The organism is Rhizobium sp. WW_1, assembly GCF_003610155.1.
GTDB lineage: Bacteria > Pseudomonadota > Alphaproteobacteria > Rhizobiales > Rhizobiaceae > Rhizobium > Rhizobium tropici_A.
This window is the reverse complement of sequence record NZ_RAIN01000014.1, coordinates 23005-43407: the sequence shown is the minus strand read 5'-3', so window position 1 is coordinate 43407 and position 20403 is coordinate 23005. Positions and strand designations below refer to the sequence as shown.

The 20403-nt window shown below is 60.4% G+C and carries 17 protein-coding genes; 12 read left to right on the top strand and 5 right to left on the bottom strand.

From position 1 onward, the window contains the following. The first annotated feature begins 17 nt into the window (after positions 1-17). Positions 18-1082 carry a sn-glycerol-3-phosphate ABC transporter ATP-binding protein UgpC gene (gene ugpC / locus BJ928_RS29215; protein WP_047634550.1) on the top strand — a complete coding sequence of 355 codons (1065 nt, stop codon included), beginning with the start codon at positions 18-20 and terminating at the stop codon, positions 1080-1082. A 29-nt stretch (positions 1083-1111) separates the two neighbouring features. Here ugpC and BJ928_RS29210 read toward each other — a convergent pair whose 3' ends face one another. Both BJ928_RS29210 and BJ928_RS29205 read right to left on the bottom strand, forming a co-directional pair. Further along, positions 1112-1474: a hypothetical protein gene (locus tag BJ928_RS29210; RefSeq protein ID WP_047634551.1), complete on the bottom strand. Its 363-nt coding sequence runs from the start codon at positions 1472-1474 to the stop codon at positions 1112-1114. A 242-nt stretch (positions 1475-1716) separates the two neighbouring features. Beyond that, on the bottom strand, positions 1717-2625 hold the full coding sequence (locus BJ928_RS29205) for a DMT family transporter (protein ID WP_047634552.1): 909 nt from the start codon (positions 2623-2625) through the stop codon (positions 1717-1719). Between the two features lie 105 nt (positions 2626-2730). Here BJ928_RS29205 and BJ928_RS29200 point away from each other — a divergent pair, with 105 nt between their 5' ends. Next, positions 2731-3609 carry a LysR substrate-binding domain-containing protein gene (locus BJ928_RS29200; protein ID WP_047634553.1) on the top strand — a complete coding sequence of 293 codons (879 nt, stop codon included), beginning with the start codon at positions 2731-2733 and terminating at the stop codon, positions 3607-3609. Here the strand turns inward: BJ928_RS29200 and BJ928_RS29195 are convergent. Next, the gene (locus BJ928_RS29195; protein WP_047634554.1) at positions 3581-4576 is read right to left on the bottom strand and encodes a GlxA family transcriptional regulator; all 996 of its coding nucleotides are present in this window, start codon (positions 4574-4576) and stop codon (positions 3581-3583) included. The two genes, BJ928_RS29200 and BJ928_RS29195, sit on opposite strands and share 29 nt — an antisense overlap. Before the next feature lie 106 nt (positions 4577-4682). Here BJ928_RS29195 and BJ928_RS29190 point away from each other — a divergent pair, with 106 nt between their 5' ends. From BJ928_RS29190 to BJ928_RS29150, 9 genes are all read left to right on the top strand, one after another. Beyond that, a complete protein-coding gene (locus BJ928_RS29190; RefSeq protein WP_047634555.1) occupies positions 4683-5585 on the top strand; it encodes a 3-keto-5-aminohexanoate cleavage protein in 903 nt (300 codons plus the stop codon). Between the two features lie 7 nt (positions 5586-5592). Then, positions 5593-7083: a carnitine 3-dehydrogenase gene (locus tag BJ928_RS29185; RefSeq protein ID WP_047634556.1), complete on the top strand. Its 1491-nt coding sequence runs from the start codon at positions 5593-5595 to the stop codon at positions 7081-7083. 12 nt (positions 7084-7095) lie between these two features. Then, on the top strand, positions 7096-8256 hold the full coding sequence (locus tag BJ928_RS29180; RefSeq protein ID WP_047634557.1) for an acyl-CoA dehydrogenase family protein: 1161 nt from the start codon (positions 7096-7098) through the stop codon (positions 8254-8256). Positions 8257-8260: 4 nt separating this feature from the next. Continuing rightward, complete coding sequence (locus BJ928_RS29175; protein ID WP_047634558.1) at positions 8261-10318, top strand: acetate--CoA ligase family protein; 2058 nt, start codon at positions 8261-8263, stop codon at positions 10316-10318. A gap of 6 nt (positions 10319-10324) precedes the next feature. Next, positions 10325-11107, top strand: coding sequence for a carnitinyl-CoA dehydratase (locus BJ928_RS29170; RefSeq protein ID WP_047634559.1), 783 nt, complete (start codon positions 10325-10327; stop codon positions 11105-11107). A 127-nt stretch (positions 11108-11234) separates the two neighbouring features. Beyond that, a complete protein-coding gene (locus BJ928_RS29165; RefSeq protein ID WP_047634561.1) occupies positions 11235-12824 on the top strand; it encodes an ABC transporter substrate-binding protein in 1590 nt (529 codons plus the stop codon). Positions 12825-13021: 197 nt separating this feature from the next. Further along, positions 13022-14029 carry an ABC transporter permease gene (locus BJ928_RS29160; RefSeq protein ID WP_047634562.1) on the top strand — a complete coding sequence of 336 codons (1008 nt, stop codon included), beginning with the start codon at positions 13022-13024 and terminating at the stop codon, positions 14027-14029. Next, positions 14026-14853, top strand: a complete 828-nt coding sequence (locus BJ928_RS29155) for an ABC transporter permease (RefSeq protein WP_047634564.1) — start codon at positions 14026-14028, stop codon at positions 14851-14853. The genes BJ928_RS29160 and BJ928_RS29155 overlap by 4 nt, the downstream gene beginning before the upstream one ends. After that, complete coding sequence (locus tag BJ928_RS29150) at positions 14846-16477, top strand: ABC transporter ATP-binding protein (RefSeq protein ID WP_047634565.1); 1632 nt, start codon at positions 14846-14848, stop codon at positions 16475-16477. Before BJ928_RS29155 ends, BJ928_RS29150 begins: the two co-directional genes overlap by 8 nt. Positions 16478-16538: 61 nt before the next feature. Here the strand turns inward: BJ928_RS29150 and BJ928_RS29145 are convergent, their stop codons facing one another. Together BJ928_RS29145 and BJ928_RS29140 are read right to left on the bottom strand one after the other, a co-directional pair. Beyond that, on the bottom strand, positions 16539-17648 hold the full coding sequence (locus BJ928_RS29145) for a thioesterase domain-containing protein (protein ID WP_047634566.1): 1110 nt from the start codon (positions 17646-17648) through the stop codon (positions 16539-16541). A 253-nt stretch (positions 17649-17901) separates the two neighbouring features. After that, positions 17902-18687: a helix-turn-helix transcriptional regulator gene (locus BJ928_RS29140; RefSeq protein WP_047634567.1), complete on the bottom strand. Its 786-nt coding sequence runs from the start codon at positions 18685-18687 to the stop codon at positions 17902-17904. Positions 18688-18809: 122 nt separating this feature from the next. Between BJ928_RS29140 and BJ928_RS29135 the strand changes: the two genes are divergently transcribed. After that, positions 18810-20390 (top strand): ABC transporter substrate-binding protein, encoded by a 1581-nt coding sequence (locus BJ928_RS29135; RefSeq protein ID WP_047634568.1) that lies wholly within the window; start codon positions 18810-18812, stop codon positions 20388-20390. Positions 20391-20403: the final 13 nt, after the last annotated feature.

The window sequence follows — 20403 nt, the reverse complement described above, 5'->3', positions numbered from 1 at the left end:
GAGAAGGAAGGAATGTCATGTCCGGATTGACCATCAAGAACGTCAGGAAGTCCTACGGCGCGGTAAACATCATTCATGGCGTCGATGTTGAAATCTCGGACGGCGAATTCGTCATTCTCGTCGGTCCTTCGGGCTGCGGCAAGTCAACGCTCTTGCGCATGATCGCGGGGCTTGAGGATATCACCGGCGGGCAGATCTCGATCGGCGGCCGAGTCGTCAACGACCTGCCGCCGAAGGATCGCGACATTGCGATGGTCTTCCAGAATTATGCGCTCTACCCGCAGATGACGGTGGCACAGAATATGGGCTTTGCGCTGCAGCTTGCCGGCGCAAAGCGTGCGGAGATCGACGAGAAGGTCGGCGAAGCTGCGAAGATACTGGGCTTGCAGCCATTGCTGGAGCGCAAACCCGCCCAGCTTTCCGGCGGCCAGCGCCAACGCGTCGCCATGGGCCGCGCCATCGTGCGCGACCCTAAGGTCTTCCTGTTCGACGAGCCCCTTTCCAACCTCGACGCCAAACTGCGCGTGAAGATGCGCGCCGAGATCAAGGCGCTACATCAGCGCCTGAAGACGACGATCGTCTACGTGACCCACGATCAGATCGAAGCCATGACCATGGCTGACAAGATCGTCGTGCTGCAGGGCGGAAAGGTAGAGCAGGTCGGCTCGCCGCTCGAGCTCTATGATCGCCCGAGAAATGTCTTCGTCGCCGGTTTCCTCGGCTCTCCTGCCATGAACTTCCTCGAAGGCAAGATCACCGGGGGCGCCTCGCCGGAATTGATATTGCCAACCGGCACACGTATCGAACTTGCCAGCGCCCCGGCACAATCCGATGGCCGCGAAGTCGTTCTGGGCGTTCGTCCGGAAGATATTTCCTTTGCATCGGCAGGCGGCGTCAGCGCAAAGGTTACGGTCGTCGAGCCAACGGGCTCGGAAACGCATGTCGCACTTGATCTGGAAGGCAGGGAATTGACGTGGGTGATGCGCGAACGGGCCGAACTCGCACCAGGCCAGGCGATCCGGATTTCCTTGAAAACTCCGAACCTGCATTTCTTCGACAAGGCGAGCCAGCAACGACTATAGAAGACGGCTAAAGCGCCAGGCGCCTCCGATCAGACGGCGGCGCGCTTTTGCGTGCCGCTCATGACGGAAAACACCCGCTTGACGAACGCCTCGCCATCGAACTGACGCGCAGCGCCCTCGGCCACATGATCCGGGCGATCGAAGATGAAGGCTTCTAGATTGACGATCGGCAGGTTCAGCCGCGTGCGCACATCGCCGATCATCGCTGTGTGGGTGACGACAAGCTTGCAGCCATTTGGTTCGAACCACTGTTGAATGCCCGCTGCCGGTATGGCGGTCACCGACAATCCCTGCTCCGTCAGAACCGAGCCGATGCGGGACGCAACCTGTTGATTATCGAGACAGATCAGCACATCGGCCTGCGATGGGGACGGGACATGGTTAGCCTGCATCAAGCGACCTCTCGTTCAAACATGACGGGAATATACCGATTCGGGCGTAACTGGGTGTTATTAGTTGTTACATTTTGTTTCAGAATCATGACGGCTTTGGCGGTTCCGCCAAGGCATAGCATCCTCACCTGATAGGGCTGGAACAAGGGACGCTGGAGGTCATGTCGCCTTCATCGCTTTTGCGAAATCGCGACTAAGGCTCCCATCTTTGCCGAGATGGAAGCCTATATGGCTATAGCCCGCTAGACCGGCGCACGACGACGGCGGCTATGCCTGAGATCGATGGCCGTGTGCCAGACGATCGTCGCGAAGATGATCGCCCCGCCGATAAATGTGGCCACAGGCGGCACTTCCGAAAAGAACAGCCAAACCCAGAACGGCGTCAATACGATTTCCATCGAGCTGATCAACGCGGCATCGGCGGCCGGCATCTTTCTCGATCCGAAAAGGAAGAGGACGAAGGCCAGCGCGAAATTCGTCGCCCCGAAAGCCGCGAGCAGAAGCCAATTGTTGACGTCCACCGAACTCGCCGAGGCAAAGGGCACAAAGATCACGAATGTCACAAGTCCGCTGACGACGCTCGAGGGCAGGATCGGAATGCTGGGGTCAATCCGCGGGATGACGATGATGAGAGCGAAGCTGACGGTCATGCCAAGCGCCAGCAGATCGCCGATACCGGTGCCCCCGCCAATGGACGACGCGACTATGACGGCGACGCCGACCAGACATATAGCGCCGGCAATCAATGTCCGCTTTGCCACGCCTTCCTTCAGCAAGATCCAGCTCAGGAACGCGGCGATGAACGGAGCCGTCGCATAGATCATCGTGACGTTTGCGACAGTGGTCGTATAGAGCGCACCGATGAAGCACGCCTGACTGATGGTCTGGCAGGCAAGCATCGCCAGCCCGGCCGGATGAAAGACCGAGGCCCATTGCCGCCTTGAAAACCCACCTTCGAGGAAAAAGCTGGGGATCAGCAAGAACAGGCCGCCGAACAGCGACCGCCAAGCGATCGTCGTCCAGATGTCGGTGGTCAGAAGACGCGCGTAGATACCGCTGCAGCTCCATGCGAGCATGGCTGTAGCCACGAGTAGAACGCCCCTCTCATAATCGCTGGCAAAAGCGGAGCGGGTCGGAAACTGGAATGTCATGTATGGACTCGAGGAAAGAAGGAACACCCCTTCTCTGCGCCGATATTTGACATCAGGCAAACGAATAGTAGAGATAATAGCTATCAGAAATATTTGTGACCTCCCATGCGCGACCCCATCGAAAGCGACCTGCTGCGGACCTTTCTCGTCATCACCGAGACATCCAATTTTTCCACGGCTGCCCACAGGATCGGCCGCACCCAATCGGCGGTGAGCGCGCAGATCAAGCGGCTGGAAGATTCGATCGGCGAAACGCTCTTCGAAAGAAGCGCACGAGGAGCCGTTCTCACTCGTGCCGGCATTCAGTTGCTTCCCTATGCCCAACGCGTGATCGAACTTTTGAACGAGGCGGCGGCGAACATTCGCACCAAGCCGCTCGACGGACCGGTCCGGATCGGAATTCCGGAGGAATACAGCCAGACCGTGCTTCCGGCGGCGCTGTCAGCCTTTGCGATCAGACACCCGGCCGTCGAAGTGACCGTCTCCTGCGATTACACGGCGCACAACCTGGCTGCCCTGGAGAAAGACGAACTGGATCTGGCCGTCGTCTTCGACTGGAGCAACCAGAACAAGGGTGAGGTTCTGTGTGTCGATCCCACGGTCTGGGTGACGTCGCTGGTCCATCGCGTGCATGAGGCGGTGCCGCTGCCCATCGCTGTCTACCGCGACTCGACATGGTGCCGCGACTTCGCGCTCAAATCACTGGAGCAAATCGGGCGGCGGTACCGCATCGCCTTCATCGCCGACACGAGTTCCGGTTTGAAGAACGCCGTTTCCGCCGGACTTGCCGTGACGACGCTGTCGCGCAGCAACATTCCTCATGGTTGCCGGGAGTTGACGAGCGACGATGGTTTCCCGCCGGTCGATTCCTCGCGCGTCGTGCTTCGCCGCAACCCCTATCATTCAAGCGAAGCGATCCGCGAACTGGCGGAAATGGTGCGCGAAGCCTTCCAGCCTATGTCGAGTCTCCTCCTGCAGCCGTGACACGCCGGCGCAGCCTGCGGCGCGTGCCGGAAGGGCTTTCGGAAAAGCTGGCGCGATAGCTACGCGAGAAGGCCGATGCCGAGTTGAAGCCGGTTGCGTCGGCAATCTCCGCAAAGGATGCCTTCGTCTCGATGACCTTGCGCCGAGCCGCATTCAGCCGCAACGCCAGATAATGCACATGCGGCGGCGCGCCGATGCTCTCCTGGAACAGCGCCTGCAAGTGACGCGCGCTGACGCCGACGCGCCGGGCAAGACGCGTGAGCACCAGTGGTTGCTCGATATGATCCTCCATCAGGCGGATGGCTTGAGCGACCCTCGGATCACGCATGCGCAGACCGGCCGTCGACGGCGAGAGCTCGGTCGCGCTTTGTGTGCTCGCCGGCTCGTAGATGAAGAGGCGGCTAACCTCGAGCGCCAGCGAATAGCCCTGTCGCCGCCGGATGATCTCCAACATCAGATCGACAGTCGGCAGGGAGCCGGCGGTGGTGATCCGCTTGCCATCGATCACGTAGCGATCCCTGACGGCACGCACATGCGGATAGGCGAGCGCGAAATCGTCGTAATCCTCCCAGTGGACGGCAGCGGAAACGTTGTCCAGCAGGCTCGCTTCGGCAAGCAGCCAGGTGCCGGATTCGATGCCGGCGACCATCGATCGATGGCGCGCCGTCTGTGACAGCTGCATTTTCAATGCCTGTGTCGCGCTGCGTCGCCAATTGTAGCTCGCAAGCACGAAAAGCGGCGTGGTGTCCGATGTCGGCCGAAAGCCGGAGGAAGCCGGCACGGGGATGAGGCTCGTCGTTTCCGCCGGAGAACCATCCGGCGTGAACAGACGCCAGCGATAAAGCTCCGCTCCGGAAATGCGATTGGCTCCGCGCAACGGTTCGATCACCGAAGCGATCAAAATCAGGTTCGTCTCCGGAAGGATCAGGAGATCGATGTCGAGCGTCTCATTGGCCGATGTCAGCACTCAGCATTTCTCCGGTCGCTCCGAAACTGTATCGAATGTTTCCGATTATGCAAAGCATGACAGCGTCTCATGGCTCGTAATGTCTTCAATACGAGGGAGAACAAAAATGCCTCTTGCGATGAATCGCGATGTCTTCATCACCTGTGCCGTGACCGGCGCCGGTGACACGGTTTCGAAATCCAGCCATGTTCCGATCACTCCCAAGCAGATCGCGGAGTCCGCGATCGACGCCGCCAAGGCTGGGGCGGCAGTGGTTCACTGCCACGTCCGCGACCCCGAGACGGGCGCTGCCAGCCGCCGCAACGAACTTTACCGGGAAGTCACGGATCGCATCCGTTCTGCCGATGTCGATGTCGTGCTGAACCTGACCGCCGGCATGGGCGGAGACCTCATTTTTGGCGATGTCGAAAGCCCCCTGCCCTTGAATGCAAGAGGCACCGACATGGCAGGCGCTTCGGAGCGCGTCAGCCACGTTGCCGAATGCCTGCCTGAGATCTGCACGCTCGATTGCGGCACGATGAACTTCAGCCTCGGCGATTACGTCATGACCAATACGCCTTCGATGCTGAGGGCCATGGCAAAGAAGATGACCGATCTCGGCGTGCGCCCGGAAATCGAGGCCTTCGACACCGGTCATCTCTGGTTTGCCAAACAGCTTGCCGAGGAGGGCCTGATCGAGGACCCGGTCCTCATCCAGCTCTGCATGGGCATCCCCTGGGGGGCGCCCGACGACCTGAATACCTTCATGGCGATGGTCAATAACGTTCCCACAAGCTGGACCTTCTCGGCCTTTTCCATTGGCCGCAACGCGATGGCCTATCCGGCTGCAGCGATCCTTGCCGGCGGCAATGTCCGCGTCGGGCTGGAAGACAATCTCTATGCCGGCAAGGGCATGCTCGCAACCAATGCACAGCTCGTTGAAAAGGCGGTCCAGGTGATTGAGGGCATGGGCGCGCGCATCATCGGCCCAGAAGATGTCCGCAAGAAGCTGAAACTGACGAAGCGCTGAGGCCACGATGACGAAGATCAACAAGGCGGCCTGCATCGGCGGCGGCGTCATCGGCGGCGGATGGATCGCCCGTTTCCTGCTCGCGGGCATCGATGTCGATGTCTACGACCCGCATCCGGAGGCAACGCGCATCGTCGGCGAAGTACTCGCCAATGCCGAAAAGGCCTATGCGATGCTGACCGGCGCTCCCCTTCCGCCGCGCGGCAGGCTCACATTCAAGGATACGCTGGAAGCAGCGGTCGATGGCGCCGACTGGATTCAGGAAAGCGTGCCCGAGCGGCTGGATCTCAAGCGCAACGTGCTGACGCAGATCGACGCGGCGGCAAAGCCGGACGCGCTGATTGGCTCGTCCACTTCGGGCCTGTTGCCAACGGACCTGCAACGCGACATGCGCCATCCCGAGCGTCTCTTCGTCGCCCACCCCTATAATCCAGTCTATCTGCTGCCGCTCGTCGAAATCGTCGGCGGCGAAAGGACCAGTTCCGCCACGATCCAGGCGGCGATGGAGCGGCTGCCGCCCATCGGCATGAAGGGCGTGCATATCGCCAGGGAGATCGAGGCTTTCGTCGGTGACCGCCTGCTCGAAGCGCTTTGGCGCGAGGCGCTGTGGCTTATCAAGGACGATATCTGCACCGTCGAGACGCTGGACGACGTCATCCGCTATTCTTTCGGCCTACGCTGGGCGCAGATGGGCTTGTTCCAAACCTATCGCATCGCCGGCGGCGAAGCGGGCATGCGGCACTTCCTGGCGCAGTTTGGCCCCGCCCTGCAATGGAACTGGACAAAACTGATGGATGTCGTCGATCTCGACGACACGCTTGTCGAAAAGATCGGCCAGCAGTCGGACGAACAGGCAGACGGCCTGTCGATCCGCGAACTCGAGCGCATCCGCGACGAAAATCTCGTCGGCATCCTCCAGAGCCTCAAAGGTAGCCACGGCGGCAAGGGCTGGGGCGCCGGCAAGCTGCTGAAGGATTTCGAGCAGCATCTTTGGGCGGCCGGCGGGGGCAAGAAAGAGACGCCGGACGTTACAAGACCGCTACGCCTGATCGACACCAAGGTCAGCCCCGCATGGGTCGACTATAACGGGCACATGACCGAGCATCGCTATCTGCAGGTCTTTGGCGACACATCGGATGCGCTTTTGCGCCTGATCGGCGTCGATCTCGATTATGTCGAGCGCGGCCATAGCTACTACACAGTGGAAACCCACATCCGCCATCTCGGCGAAGCCAAGCTCGGACAGGCCATCCATTCGACCGCACAGATCCTCGCATCCGACGAAAAGCGGCTGCATGTCTTCCATGCGCTGCACGACACTGCGAGTGGCGATCTGATCGCCACCGCGGAGCAGATGCTGCTGCATGTCGACGCGAAAGCGGGCAAAGCCGTTGCCGCATCGGAGGAGGTGCTGGCGAAGCTGAGGCCGATTGCAGCCGCGCACGCAGTCTTTGCCATGCCGGAGGGAGCCGGCCGTCATGTGGGACAAAAACGCTAGGAGGAAGCGATCGTGAATTTCGGACTCAGCGAAGAACAGGAGATGATCGTTAGGACGGTCAGGGACTTCGTGGAGACGGAGATCTATCCGCACGAAAACGAGGTCGAGCGCACCGGTATCGTGCCGTTCGATCTTGGGCAGGATATCAAGCGCAAATGTATCGAACTCGGCTTCTACGCCTGTAATTTCCCTGAGGAAATCGGCGGCGCCGGGCTCGATCATGTCACCTTCACGCTCGTCGAGCGCGAGCTTGGTCGTGGTTCCCTAGGGCTCACCGTCTTCTTCGGACGCCCCTCCGGCATCCTCATGGCCTGCGAGGGCGAGCAACGCGAGCGCTATCTCCTGCCGGCGGTGCGCGGGGAAAGGATCGATGCGCTTGCCATCACCGAGCCGGATGCCGGCTCCGACATGCGCGGCATGAAATGCGCGGCACGGCAGGATGGCGATGATTTCGTGCTCAACGGCACGAAGCATTTCATCTCACACGCCGATGTCGCCGATTTCGTCATCGTCTTTGCTGCCACCGGCGAGGAAGACACTCGCCATGGCGTCAAGAAGAAGATCACGGCTTTCCTAGTCGATCGCGGCACGCCGGGCTTCGACATTGTGAAGGGCTACGACTCCGTTTCCCATCGCGGCTATCACAATTCTATCCTGAACTTCACCGACTGCCGCCTGCCAAAGTCGCAGGTACTCGGCGAGGTACATCGCGGCTTCGACCTTGCCAATCAGTGGCTCTACGGAACACGCCTGACCGTTGCCGCGACCTGTGTAGGCCGTGCTCGTCGCGTCTTCGAACTCGCTCTGCCTTATGCAGCAGAGCGCAAGCAATTCGGCAAGCCGATCGGCGCCAATCAGGGCGTCTCCTTCAAGCTCGCCGACATGATCACCGAGATCGACGCCGCCGACCTGCTGACGCTATCCGCCGCCTGGAAGCTCGATGCCGGCCGGCCTGCCAATCGCGAGATCGCCTCGGCCAAACTCTACGCCTCGGAAATGCTTGCCCGCGTCACCGACGAGGCAATCCAGATCTTCGGCGGCATGGGATTGATGGACGACCTGCCGCTCGCGCGCTTCTGGCGCGATGCCCGCGTCGAACGCATCTGGGACGGCACATCGGAAATCCAGCGGCACATCATCAGCCGCGATCTGCTTCGACCGTTCGGAGCATGAGCCCATGACGCAGCGCTCGCTCGACCGCCTGATCCGACCTAGAACCATCGCCGTCTTCGGCGGCCGAGAGGCACGACGCGTCATCGAGCAATGCGACCTCATGGGATTTGCCGGCGAAATCTGGCCGGTGCATCCGACACAGGAGAGCGTGCTTGGCCGCCGCTGCTACCGGTCTGTTGCAGAACTGCCGGATGCGCCCGATGCCGCCTTCGTCGGTGTCAATCGGACACTGACCATCGATATCGTCAGCGATCTCGCAGCCAGAGGGGCCGGCGGTGCGGTCTGCTACGCCTCGGGCTTCAGCGAAGCCGTCGCGGAACTGGCCGACGGCGCGGATTTGCAGCGCGCGCTTATCGAGGCTGCCGGCACCATGCCGATCGTCGGACCAAACTGCTACGGCATGATCAACGGTCTGGACGGCGCGCTGCTCTGGCCCGATCAGCATGGCATTGTCAGAACCGAGCGCGGCGTCGCTATCCTTACACAATCCTCCAACATCGCCATCAATCTCAGCATGCAGAGGCGCGGCCTGCCCATCAGCTACCTGATGACCGCAGGCAATCAGGCACAGACAGGCTTGTCTGACCTCGCCCGGGCCGTTCTTGAGGACCCGCGCGTCACGGCGGTCGGCCTGCATATCGAAGGCTTCGGTGATGTAAGGGCGCTGGAAGCGCTTGCGATGCGCGCCAGGGAGTTGAAGAAGCCCGTCGTCGCACTGAAGATCGGCAAATCCGAACAGGCACAGCGCGCCACCGTCTCGCATACAGCCTCGCTTGCCGGCAGCGATGCGGTGGCGGGTGCCGTTCTCGACCGCCTCGGCATCGGCCGCGTCACGACACTGCCCGAACTCATCGAAACGCTGAAACTGCTGCATGTCGCGGGTCCGCTCGACAGCAATGCGATCTCCTCGATGAGCTGTTCGGGCGGCGAGGCCTCGCTGATGGCCGATGCTGCCGTCAGCAGGAATGTCGAATTTCGCGCCCTCAAACCCGAACAGCTACCGGCGCTGCGTGCAAGCCTCGGCCAGATGGTGACGCTCTCCAATCCCCTTGATTATCATACCTTCGTCTGGGGCGATCTGGCACGGCAGACAGACGCTTTCAGCGCCATGTTCGCCGGCGACTACGCCCTCAATCTGCTTGTCCTCGACTTCCCGCGCGAAGATCGCTGCGACGGGGCGGACTGGATGATCACGGTCTCTGCCGTGGCTGCGGCCGCCAAGCAGACCGGCGCCCGCGCCGGCATTCTGGCGACGCTGCCGGAAAACATGCCGGAGACGATCGCCCTGCAATTGACCGAAGCCGGCATCGTGCCGCTCTGCGGCATCAGCGAGGCACTGGTGGCGGCAGATATTGCCAGTGGCATCGCCAGTGCCTGGAAGAAGCCGCAGCCATTCCCGCTTCTCAGCGCACGCATCGAGGCAGGTGAAGTCGCAACTTTGAGCGAGGCCGAAGCCAAAACCGAGCTTGCAGCCTCAGGCCTTGCTGTCCCGCTGGGCAAGACCGCCGCGACGGCACGCGAGGCAGCCGAGCGTGCAGAGCAACTCGGTTTCCCCGTTGCGCTCAAGGCGCTCGGCGTCGAGCACAAGTCCGAAGTCGGCGCAGTCAAGCTCAACCTATGGGATAGGAATGCTGTCGGGGATGCGGCCGAGGGCATGGCTTCTTTTGCCCGAGGATTCCTGGTCGAAAAGATGGTCGAGCGCCCGCTCGCCGAGCTGATCGTCGGCGCGGTCCGCGATCCGGTCGTCGGCCTGACCTTGACGGTCGGTGCTGGCGGAATCCTCGTGGAATTGCTTGAAGATTCCGTCGTTTTGCCGCTGCCGGTGACGAAAGCCGAGGTCCTGGAGAGGATTTCTCGCCTGAAGGTCAGAAAATTGATCGAGGGTTATCGCGGCAATGCGGGAAGCAGTCTCGAAATCGTTGCTGATGCCGTCGTATCAACGGCAGAATATGTCGTAAAGAATGCCGCACAGCTTGAGGAACTGGACATTAATCCATTGATGGTCCTACCAGATTCTCGCGGCGTCATTGCCGCTGACGCCCTCATCCGGCGAAGGAGGTAGCAGAAGTTGCAAGACCCCATTCGAACCCGATGCGAAGACGGCATCCTTGAGGTCATCATCGACAGGCCGAAGGCGAACTCCATCGATCTGGCGACCAGCCGGAAAATGGGCCTGATCTTTCGCGACTTTCGCGACAACCCGGATTTGCGCGTCGCGATCGTCACCGGTGCCGGCGAGAAATTCTTTTCGGCCGGCTGGGATTTGAAGGCTGCCGCAGCCGGGGACGCCGTCGATGGCGATTATGGCGTCGGCGGTTTCGGCGGCCTGCAGGAATTGCGCGATCTCAACAAGCCAATCATCTGCGCCGTCAACGGCATCTGTTGCGGCGGCGGGCTGGAGATCGCGCTATCGACCGATCTGATCATCGCCGCCCCGCACGCGACCTTCGCCTTGCCCGAGATCCGCTCCGGCACGGTCGCTGACGCGGCCTCGATCAAGCTACCGAAGCGCATCCCCTATCACATCGCCATGGACATGCTGCTGACCGGCCGCTGGCTGAATGTCGAGGAGGCCCATCGCTGGGGCTTCGTCAACGAGATCGTCACCGCCGACAAGCTGATGGACAGGGCCTGGGAACTCGCCCGCCTGCTCACAAGCGGGCCACCGCTCGTCTATGCGGCGATCAAGGAGATCGTTCGTGAAGCGGAGGGTTCGACGTTTCAGACTGCCATGAACAAGATAACCAAGAGGCAGTTTGCGACCGTCGACGTCCTTTATTCGAGCGAAGATCAATTGGAAGGCGCAAGGGCTTTTGCGGAGAAGCGGCCCCCAATCTGGAAAGGAAGATAGAGGCGGCGGCAACCGCTCAATTTCCCACATGATCGCGGGCAACAGGCTTCAGACGGAAGAGGAAACCGGAACGTGAAGTGGCTTGCTCGTGAGTTTTGTCAACACGGCAAGAAGAAGGAACAGGGGAATGAACGACTACACGAAATATCTGGCAAGCCGCGTCGCGGCGGGCGGCCTGAACCGCCGCGAATTCATGGGACGCGCAATGGCTGCGGGCGTTACTTTGGCGCTCGCCGACAAACTCTTTACCGAAAGTGCAATGGCAGCCGAACCGAAGCGCGGCGGTCATCTGAAGCTTGGTCTTGAAGGCGGTGCTGCGACCGATTCCAAGGACCCGGCAAAATTCCTGTCGCAGGTCATGTTCGTCATCGGCCGCTGCTGGGGCGACATGCTGGTGGAATCCCACCCGCTGACCGGTGCTGCCGTTCCCTCGCTCGCCGAGTCCTGGGAACCGTCGAAGGATGCCGCCACCTGGACCTTCAAGATCCGCAAGGGCGTGAAGTTCCATAACGGCAAGGATCTGACGATCGAGGACGTCGTCGCCACACTCAAGCGCCATACCGACGCGAAATCGGAATCGGGCGCGCTCGGCGTCGTGAAGTCGATCAAGGAGATCAAGGCAGACGGCGACAACCTCGTCCTGACGCTGACCGAAGGCAACGCCGACATGCCGTTGCTTCTGACCGATTATCACCTCGTCATCCAGCCGAATGGCGGCTATGACGATCCGCTCGCCTCGATCGGCACTGGCCCCTACAAGCAGGTCAGCTTCGAGCCCGGTGTGCGCGCGACCTTCGAGCGCAACAAGGACGACTGGCGTACCGATCGCGGCTTCGTCGATAGCGTCGAAATCATCACGATGAACGATGCGACGGCGCGTATCGCGGCACTTTCGTCCGGCCAGGTCCATTACATCAACCGCGTCGACCCGAAGACCGTGGATCTGTTGAAGCGTGCACCAACCGTCGACATCCTGTCCACCGCCGGCCGTGGCCACTACGTCTTCATCATGCATTGCAACACGGCGCCGTTCGACAATAACGACCTGCGCATGGCGTTGAAATACGCCATGGACCGCGAAACCATGGTCAAGAAGATCCTAGGCGGCTACGGCAAGGTCGGTAACGACTTCCCGATCAACAGCACCTATGCGCTCTTCCCCGAAGGGATCGAGCAACGTGCCTATGATCCCGACAAGGCTGCCTTCCACTACAAGAAGTCCGGCCACAGCGGCTCGGTCCTCTTGCGCACGTCGGAAGTGGCTTTCCCGGGCGCCGTCGATGCAGCCGTCCTTTATCAGGAAAGCTGCAAGAAGGCCGGGATCAACATCGAGGTCAAGCGCGAGCCGGGTGATGGCTACTGGACGAACGTCTGGAACGTCCAGCCCTTCTCCACCTCTTACTGGGGTGGCCGTCCGACGCAGGACCAGATGTATTCCACCGCCTACCTCTCGACGGCGGACTGGAACGACACGCGCTTCAAGCGCCCCGACTTCGACAAGCTTCTGCTTCAGGCCCGTTCCGAACTGGACGAGGCCAAGCGCAAGGAGCTTTACCGCGCCATGGCGATGATGGTGCGCGACGAAGGCGGCGTCATCCTGCCAATGTTCAACGATTTCGTGAACGCCTCTACCAAGCAGGTGAAGGGCTACGTCCACGACATCGGCAACGACATGTCGAACGGCTACGTCGCCAACCGCGTCTGGCTGGACGCCTGATGCCCGAAGCCGGGCGATAACGCCCTCACCTCTGACGCAGCCGGGATCGCGAAAGCCCTTCGCGGTCCCCCCGACGTTTACGGCAATCCCGGAAAATTGCGTAGCTGCTTTCCGCCCGGAATTGCGTAAGACAACAAGATTGAGCGGCTCACCGATTCCCTGAAGCAGGGAACCGCTCTAAGCGCGAGGCATCGGCCATGTCCAATCAGCCCCCCGGAACCGTTCTGCCCGGGCTGAGGTTCAAGCAGCGTTTTCCGCTGCTGTCCCTTATTATCGAGCGTTGCGTGCTCAGCATCATCCTGCTCTTTGCGGTTTCTATCCTAATCTTCGGCGGGCTCGAAGCCCTGCCCGGCGATTTCGCCACCACTTATCTCGGCCAGTCGGCGACGCCACAGGCGGTCGCCAATATCCGCGAGGAGCTCGGCCTCAATCGGCCCGTTGTCACCCGCTATGTCGAATGGCTCGGCAATGCGGTTCAGGGCGATTTCGGCACCTCCTGGGCCAGCAAGAATTCCGTCAGCGAGCAGATCGGCAAGCGGCTCGGCAATTCGCTGTTTCTGGCAGGCTTTGCCGCTTTGATCTCAGTGCCGCTCGCGGTCTGCCTGGGCATGCTGGCCGTCCACTACAGGAACCGTATGCCGGACAAGATCATCAACGTCATTTCGCTGGCGGCAATCTCGCTGCCGGAGTTCTTCATCGGCTATCTCCTCATCATGTTCTTCTCGGTGAAATTCGGCATTGCGACCTTCCCGGCGACGGTCTTCGACGGCATGGGCTTCGTCGACCGGCTGAACGCGATCGCGCTGCCCACAGCAACCCTGGTTCTGGTCGTGCTTGCGCACATGATGCGCATGACACGGGCCGCCATTCTTTCCGTCATGTCGTCGGCCTATATGGAAACCGCGGAGCTGAAAGGCCTTTCCGCCTTCCGCGCCATCGTCAAGCACGCCGCGCCCAATGCGCTGGCGCCGATCATCAACGTCATTGCGCTGAACCTTGCCTATCTCATCGTCGGTGTGGTCGTCGTCGAAGTCGTCTTCGTCTATCCCGGCATGGGCCAGTACATGGTCGACGCGGTGACTGTACGCGACATGCCCGTGGTCCAGGCCTGTGGCCTGATCTTCGCCGCCGTCTACATCTTCCTCAACATGACGGCCGACATCCTCGCCATCGTCGCCAACCCACGTCTGAGGCATCCACGATGAGATTGAGAGATATCCCCATCACCGCCTGGATCGGCATCATCGGTATCCTGATCGCCTTTATCTGCGCGATCTTTGCCCCCTGGATCGCCCCTTACGGCGAGACGGAAGTCGTCGGCAATGTCTGGCAGCCCGCCGATGCGCAATATTTCTTCGGTCTAGACAATCTCGGCCGCGATATCCTGTCGCGTCTGATCTATGGTACCCGCACGACCCTCTTCGTCGCGCTGGCGGCGACAATCATCTCCTTCTCGCTCGGCATCATCCTGAGTTTTACCGCCGCCGTCTCGCGCGGATTGATCGACACGGTCTTTTCGCGCTTCAACGATCTGATGATGTCGATCCCGACGCTGATCTTCGCGCTCGTCGTCCTTGCGGTCCTGCCACAGAACCTGATCGTGCTGATCCTCGTCATGGCCATCCTCGATTCCACCCGCGTCTATCGTCTCGGTCGCGCCGTGGCGCTCGATGTCGCGGTCATGGAATTCGTGGAAGCCGCCAAGCTGCGCGGCGAAGGCAAGATCTGGATCATCTTCCGCGAGATCCTCCCGAATACGCTGTCGCCGCTACTGGCGGAATTCGGGCTGCGCTTCGCCTTCTCGATCCTGTTCCTCTCTACCCTCTCCTTCCTTGGCCTCGGCATCCAGCCACCGGCGGCCGACTGGGGCGGCATGGTCAAGGACAACAAGGACGGGATCATCTTCGGCATCTCCGCCGCGCTCGTGCCGGGTTCCGCAATCGCGGCGCTGGCGATCTGTGTCAATCTGGTGGTCGACTGGCTGTTAAGGCGCACCTCCAGCCTCAAGGGAGGACGTGGCGATGCCTGAGCTTCTTTCCGTTCGCGATCTCAAGATCGAGGCAACCAGCTATCCGCCGGGCGAGCCGCCGAAACGCGTCACCATTGTCGATGGCGTTTCCTTCGATCTGCAAAAGGGCAAGGTGCTTGGCCTGATCGGCGAGTCCGGCGCCGGCAAATCCACCATCGGTCTTTCCGCCCTCGCCTATGGCCGCGGCGGTGCAGAGATTACCGGCGGTCAGGTGCTGCTCGACGGTGTCGATATCCTGCCGCTCGGCAAATCGGGCATCCGCAAAATCCGCGGCGCGCGGGTCTGCTATGTCGCCCAATCGGCCGCCGCTGCCTTCAATCCGGCGCATCGGCTCGGCGCGCAGGTGATCGAGGCAACCGTGAAGCACGGCCTGATGACGACGGAGGAGGCAAAAAAGCGGGCGCTCTATCTCTTCCGGGTGCTTGGTCTGCCAAACCCCGAAACATTCGGCGATCGCTATCCGCACCAGGTCTCGGGCGGCCAGCTGCAGCGCGCCATGACCGCCATGGCGCTCTGCTCCAACCCGGAGCTGATCGTCTTCGACGAGCCGACGACCGCGCTCGATGTCACCACGCAGATCGATGTGCTGGCGGCGATCAAGCACGCCATCGAAGAGACACACACCGCCGCGCTTTACATCACCCATGACCTCGCCGTCGTCGCCCAGATTTCCGACGACATCATGGTGCTCAGGCACGGCAAGACGGTGGAATATGGCAGCGTTAAGCAGATCATCGAGGAGCCAAGCCAGGATTATACCCGCGCCCTCGTCAACGTCCGCCAGGAGGCACGGCCCGAGGCTGCCGACCAATCCAGCGCGCTTTTGAAGGTCGAGAACATAAGCGCGCAATACTCCAATGGTTTCAGGGTATTACATGATGTTTCTCTACATGTTCCTAAAGGCCAGACATTGGCTGTGGTCGGCGAGTCCGGCTCCGGCAAATCGACGCTTGCCCGTGTCATCACCGGCCTCTTGCCGCCGAGCGACGGGCGGATCTCCTTCGACGGCAAGCCGCTGACGCCGGCCTTGAAGAACCGCTCGCGGGATGAGCTGCGGCGAATCCAGCTGATCTACCAGATGGCCGATACCGCCATGAACCCGCGCCAAACTGTGCGCGACATCATTGGTCGTCCGCTGACCTTCTATGACGGTCTGCACGGCGCAGCGAAGACCGCGCGCGTGAAAGAGCTGCTGGATCTGATCGAGATGGGCAACGGCTTCATCGATCGCTATCCGGCCGAGCTTTCCGGCGGCCAGAAGCAGCGCGTCGCCATCGCCAGAGCGCTTGCCGCGAAGCCGGAACTCATCCTTTGCGATGAGCCGACATCGGCGCTCGATCCGCTGGTTGCCGAGGGCATCTTGAAACTGCTCTTGAAGCTGCAGGAGGAGGCACACCTCTCCTACGTCTTCATCACCCACGATATCGCGATTGTGCGCGCCATCGCCGACAGCGTCGCCGTGATGCATCGCGGCAAGCTCGTGCGCTTCGGCCCGAAGTCGCAAGCACTTTCACCGCCCTTCGACGATTACACCGACCTGCTCTTGAAATCCGTGCCCGAGATGGAGATCGGCTGGCTGGAGCGCGTGCTGACGACGCGGAGAATGGAGAGCGCCGGAAACTGAAGTTTCGGCGTCCTCGACTCCCGCCGTTCGGCGTTTGCTCGCTTTCATGTAAATCGAGGGCTCAGCGCGTCAGGCGCGTGCTGAGTTCAAGAGCCAATGCGCTGGCATTGCGGCCAACGATCATACTCTGGTGATTGCCGGCAACATCGACCCACTCCGCATGCACCAGAAGGTGCCTCCATATGGATTTCGGATCGCAATCGACAGGAGAGCCTTGAGCGCTGCGAAAGAAAGTCAGCTCGCCGTCGTAACGATCTGGCTTGTAAACGCCTTTCATGCGCAGGAGTTGCCGGGCGGCGGCATCATAATGTGGGGGATATTCTCCCATCCATTGGGGTGCCAGTTCCGGGTAGTAGGCCGTGTGCGGATCAGCATAGCGGAACGAGAGCGGCTTCAGCTTTCTTGCGAAATATTCTCGTCGCCCGATAGCCAGCCGGTTTGGCTTTGTCAGTTGCTGGCCGGACGGGCGAAGACCACTCTTCGTGAGATTTTTCTTTCTGGTTCTGGCTCTCCTCCAGCGTTGCCACATGAACTTGCCCCAGAGCATCAACGGCCATTCCTGCTCACCCAGCGGGGTATCGAGCATCCCGAGAAACGCGATCTCCTTCTTCTGCGCTCTCAAGGCGCGCGCAAGCTCCAAGGCAAAAACACCGCCGAAAGAATAACCCAGCAATCGATAGGGCTCTCCTATCCCTGCTGCCTGCAGCGTTCTCAGCGTCTCTGCAACTTCATCCTGGACTGTTGCCGGATGCTGACGATCGCGATTAAAGTCCGTCAAAGCGATACCCAGGATCGGCCCGGGAAAGCGGATTTCCTTGATGAGTTGCTGCATCTCCAGAAAGCAGCTTGCGCCGCCGGCAAATAGCAGTAGCGGCACCGCACCTTCCCCGCCGCGGAGTTCTACGATTTTCGGCTGGGATGAGAGGTCTTCGTGACCGGAAATTGCAAGGCTGAGTGCGTCAAGGGTGCGATGACGATAGAATACATTGACATCCCACTCCTCCCCGGTTTCACTCCATAAGCGCTTGATGAAATTCAGGGACCGATTGACTGAAACGACATCTGGAATGTCAGCCTTGTGCTCCAGATCGATCTTTGCCTCCCGACGAAGCAGATCGCTGACATAGGCACAGTGGCTGGAATCCGCATCTGTTTTCACAGAGAAAAGCATTTAAGCGCCCTCGAGTATCGAAGCATGCGTCACTAATGCAATTATAGACAGTATTCTTATAAAGCGATCATTAATATATTCTGTAAAGACACAACTTGCTCTTGTATTTTATGGTCTGCGTCATTGAGCAATCGAATGACCAGCCGAAATTGGCTCCCATCTGGCCGAAGGCAGGCTCTTCGGTAGCAAGGGCAAGCGGTGTCATCCTTGGAGAGCCGTCGTGCCGAATGGACGAACCCGACAATCGAGGTCGTCAATATTCCGCTGGCACGGCATACACCTCGGCAGATGGATCGGCGAGGAAGGAGCGCACCGTTGGCGGCAGCTGGCGCGATGACAGTGGCAAGGGACCACAGCGCGAAAGAAGTTCACGCAGGTCCGGTTCAGCGCCGACATGCCGCCAAATCATTCGGGACGCATAGGGCAGGTTTTCCTTTCGCCAGGAAACCCCCATGGTTGTTCCCCGCAGATAGACGCGCTGGTGCTCATCGAACGGCAGCAAGATCGTCTGCGACAACATGGAATTCGGGCCGACGACGCGTTCGGTGATGAAGATCCGATTGCGATAGAAGGCTGCCAAGCCCACATATTTCGAAAACTGCTGGATGCCGTTTCCAGGGTCCCGCAGGCGCTCCATCGATTTGACATGCACCAGCCCATCCTGCTCGACGAGCCGACTGCAGGAACAGACGATCATCCCTGGCCAGGACGGCGAGCGATGGTAGGTCTGGAAATAGCCGATATGGCGCCTGAGCGCAGTCAGATTTCCGGGAAACGCCTTCAACAGCTCTGAACTTTCATTGAAGCTGAGCGCCGGCTTGCGAAGGCGCTCGCGAAAGAGCTTGGGAGCAAGGCCGAAATCGGCTGCATCGAGATCGAAATACTTGGCGATGCGCGCCAGATTATGGGCGGACGGTCTCGTCTGGCCGTTGATGTATCGGTTAAATTGCTGCCGGTTGATATCGATTGCACGGCACAGATGCGAAATGGAACGCTGCGTTGCGCAGGCAATTTTCAGGTTCTCGACCAGATAAGGCATCGGCGGCTCCGTCTTGGAAAGACTAGCGTAAACTTGCTTAAAGATGCGTCAAGTCGCGAAATTGCGTGAGCCGGCCCGACCTCTACGTTCCCACCTACAAAATGCAAAACGAGGGAACTGTCATGACGCATGAAAAGGATCAATCTTCACAGCTGAAAATCGGTCGCCGCCACTTCCTGGGTGGCGCCGTCGCGCTGGGTGCCTTGCCGGCCCTCACCTCCGGTCTTCTAATGCCGCGCGATGCCCGCGCTCAGGAAGCCAAGCATGGCGGCCACCTGAAGCTCGGCCTCAAAGGCGGCGCCACCAGCGATGCGCTCGACCCGGCGACCTATAGCGCAACCGTCTTGTTCGTCATCGGCCGCCTCTGGGGCGATACGCTCGTCGAATCCGATCCCAAGACCGGCGCTCCCTTGCCGTCGCTGGCATCCTCCTGGACGCCGTCGGCCGACGCCTCGGTCTGGACCTTCAAGATCCGCAACGACGTGCAGTTTCACGACGGCAGCAAGATGACCGTCGCCGATATCGTCGCGACGCTGAAGCGGCACGCGGACAAGAATTCGCAATCGGGCGCTCTCGGGCTCATGGCCTCGATCACCGGTATCGAGGAAAAGGCGGGGGATCTTGTCCTGACGCTTTCCGAAGGCAATGCGGACCTGCCCCTGCTCTTGACCGATTACCACTTGATCATCCAGCCGAAGGGCGGCGTCGAAAAGCCGGCGGCCGCCATCGGCACGGGCCCCTACATTCTGAAGAGCTTCGAACCCGGCGTTCGCGCGACGTTCGAGAAGAACCCTAAGGATTGGCGCTCCGACCGCGGCTTTGTCGACAGCGTCGAAATCCTCGTCATCAACGACAACACCGCCCGCATCGCCTCGCTTGCCTCAGGCCAGGTGCATTTCGTCAACAATGTCGATCCGAAGACCGTCCCGATGCTGCAGCGGGCACCGACTGTCGACATCGTCCGGAACGCAGGCAAGGGTTTCTACTGCTTCCTGATGCATTGCGACACGGCCCCCTTCGACAACAACGATCTTCGTCTCGCGCTGAAATATGCCATCGATCGCCAGTCGATCCTGGATAAGGTTCTGGGCGGCTACGGCACCATCGGCAACGACTATCCGGTCAACTCCAACTATGCTCTGGCCCCGACCGATATCGAACAGCGGTCTTATGATCCGGACAAGGCCGCCTTCCACTTCAAGAAATCGGGCCTCGATCGTCCGGTTCAGTTGCTGACCTCCGACGCAGCCTTTCCGGGCGCCGTGGATGCGGCGATCCTGTTCCAGCAAAGCGCAAGCAAGGCCGGCATCAAGATCGACGTCAAGCGCGAACCGGAAGACGGCTACTGGACCAATGTCTGGAACAAGCAGCCTTTCTGCGCCTCCTTCTGGGGTGGCCGCCCGACCCAGGATTCGCGCTATTCCACCTCATACCTATCGAGCGCCGAGTGGAACGACACGCGTTTCAAGCGCCCTGACTTCGACAAGCTGGTGCTGCAGGCACGGGCGGAGCTCGATGACACCAAGCGCAAGGTGCTTTATCGACAGTTGGCTCTGATGGTGCGAGACGATGGCGGCCTCATCCTGCCCGTCTTCAACGACTACATCATGGCCTCTTCGAAAACGCTGAAGGGATATGTCGACGACATCGGCAACGATTTGTCCAACGGCTACATCGGCAGCCGCGTATGGTTTAACGCATAAGCCTCTTCGGGAT

Bases quoted from the DNA above. Each gene is read 5' to 3' on its own strand.
- BJ928_RS29145 (WP_047634566.1), bottom strand. From the start codon at position 17,648: ATGCTTTTCTCTGTGAAAACAGATGCGGATTCCAGCCACTGTGCCTAT.
- BJ928_RS29190 (WP_047634555.1), top strand. From the start codon at position 4,683: ATGCCTCTTGCGATGAATCGCGATGTCTTCATCACCTGTGCCGTGACC.
- BJ928_RS29185 (WP_047634556.1), top strand. From the start codon at position 5,593: ATGACGAAGATCAACAAGGCGGCCTGCATCGGCGGCGGCGTCATCGGC.
- BJ928_RS29175 (WP_047634558.1), top strand. From the start codon at position 8,261: ATGACGCAGCGCTCGCTCGACCGCCTGATCCGACCTAGAACCATCGCC.
- BJ928_RS29210 (WP_047634551.1), bottom strand. From the start codon at position 1,474: ATGCAGGCTAACCATGTCCCGTCCCCATCGCAGGCCGATGTGCTGATC.
- BJ928_RS29135 (WP_047634568.1), top strand. From the start codon at position 18,810: ATGACGCATGAAAAGGATCAATCTTCACAGCTGAAAATCGGTCGCCGC.
- BJ928_RS29200 (WP_047634553.1), top strand. From the start codon at position 2,731: ATGCGCGACCCCATCGAAAGCGACCTGCTGCGGACCTTTCTCGTCATC.
- BJ928_RS29155 (WP_047634564.1), top strand. From the start codon at position 14,026: ATGAGATTGAGAGATATCCCCATCACCGCCTGGATCGGCATCATCGGT.
- BJ928_RS29140 (WP_047634567.1), bottom strand. From the start codon at position 18,687: ATGCCTTATCTGGTCGAGAACCTGAAAATTGCCTGCGCAACGCAGCGT.
- ugpC (WP_047634550.1), top strand. From the start codon at position 18: ATGTCCGGATTGACCATCAAGAACGTCAGGAAGTCCTACGGCGCGGTA.
- BJ928_RS29150 (WP_047634565.1), top strand. From the start codon at position 14,846: ATGCCTGAGCTTCTTTCCGTTCGCGATCTCAAGATCGAGGCAACCAGC.
- BJ928_RS29205 (WP_047634552.1), bottom strand. From the start codon at position 2,625: ATGACATTCCAGTTTCCGACCCGCTCCGCTTTTGCCAGCGATTATGAG.
- BJ928_RS29165 (WP_047634561.1), top strand. From the start codon at position 11,235: ATGAACGACTACACGAAATATCTGGCAAGCCGCGTCGCGGCGGGCGGC.
- BJ928_RS29160 (WP_047634562.1), top strand. From the start codon at position 13,022: ATGTCCAATCAGCCCCCCGGAACCGTTCTGCCCGGGCTGAGGTTCAAG.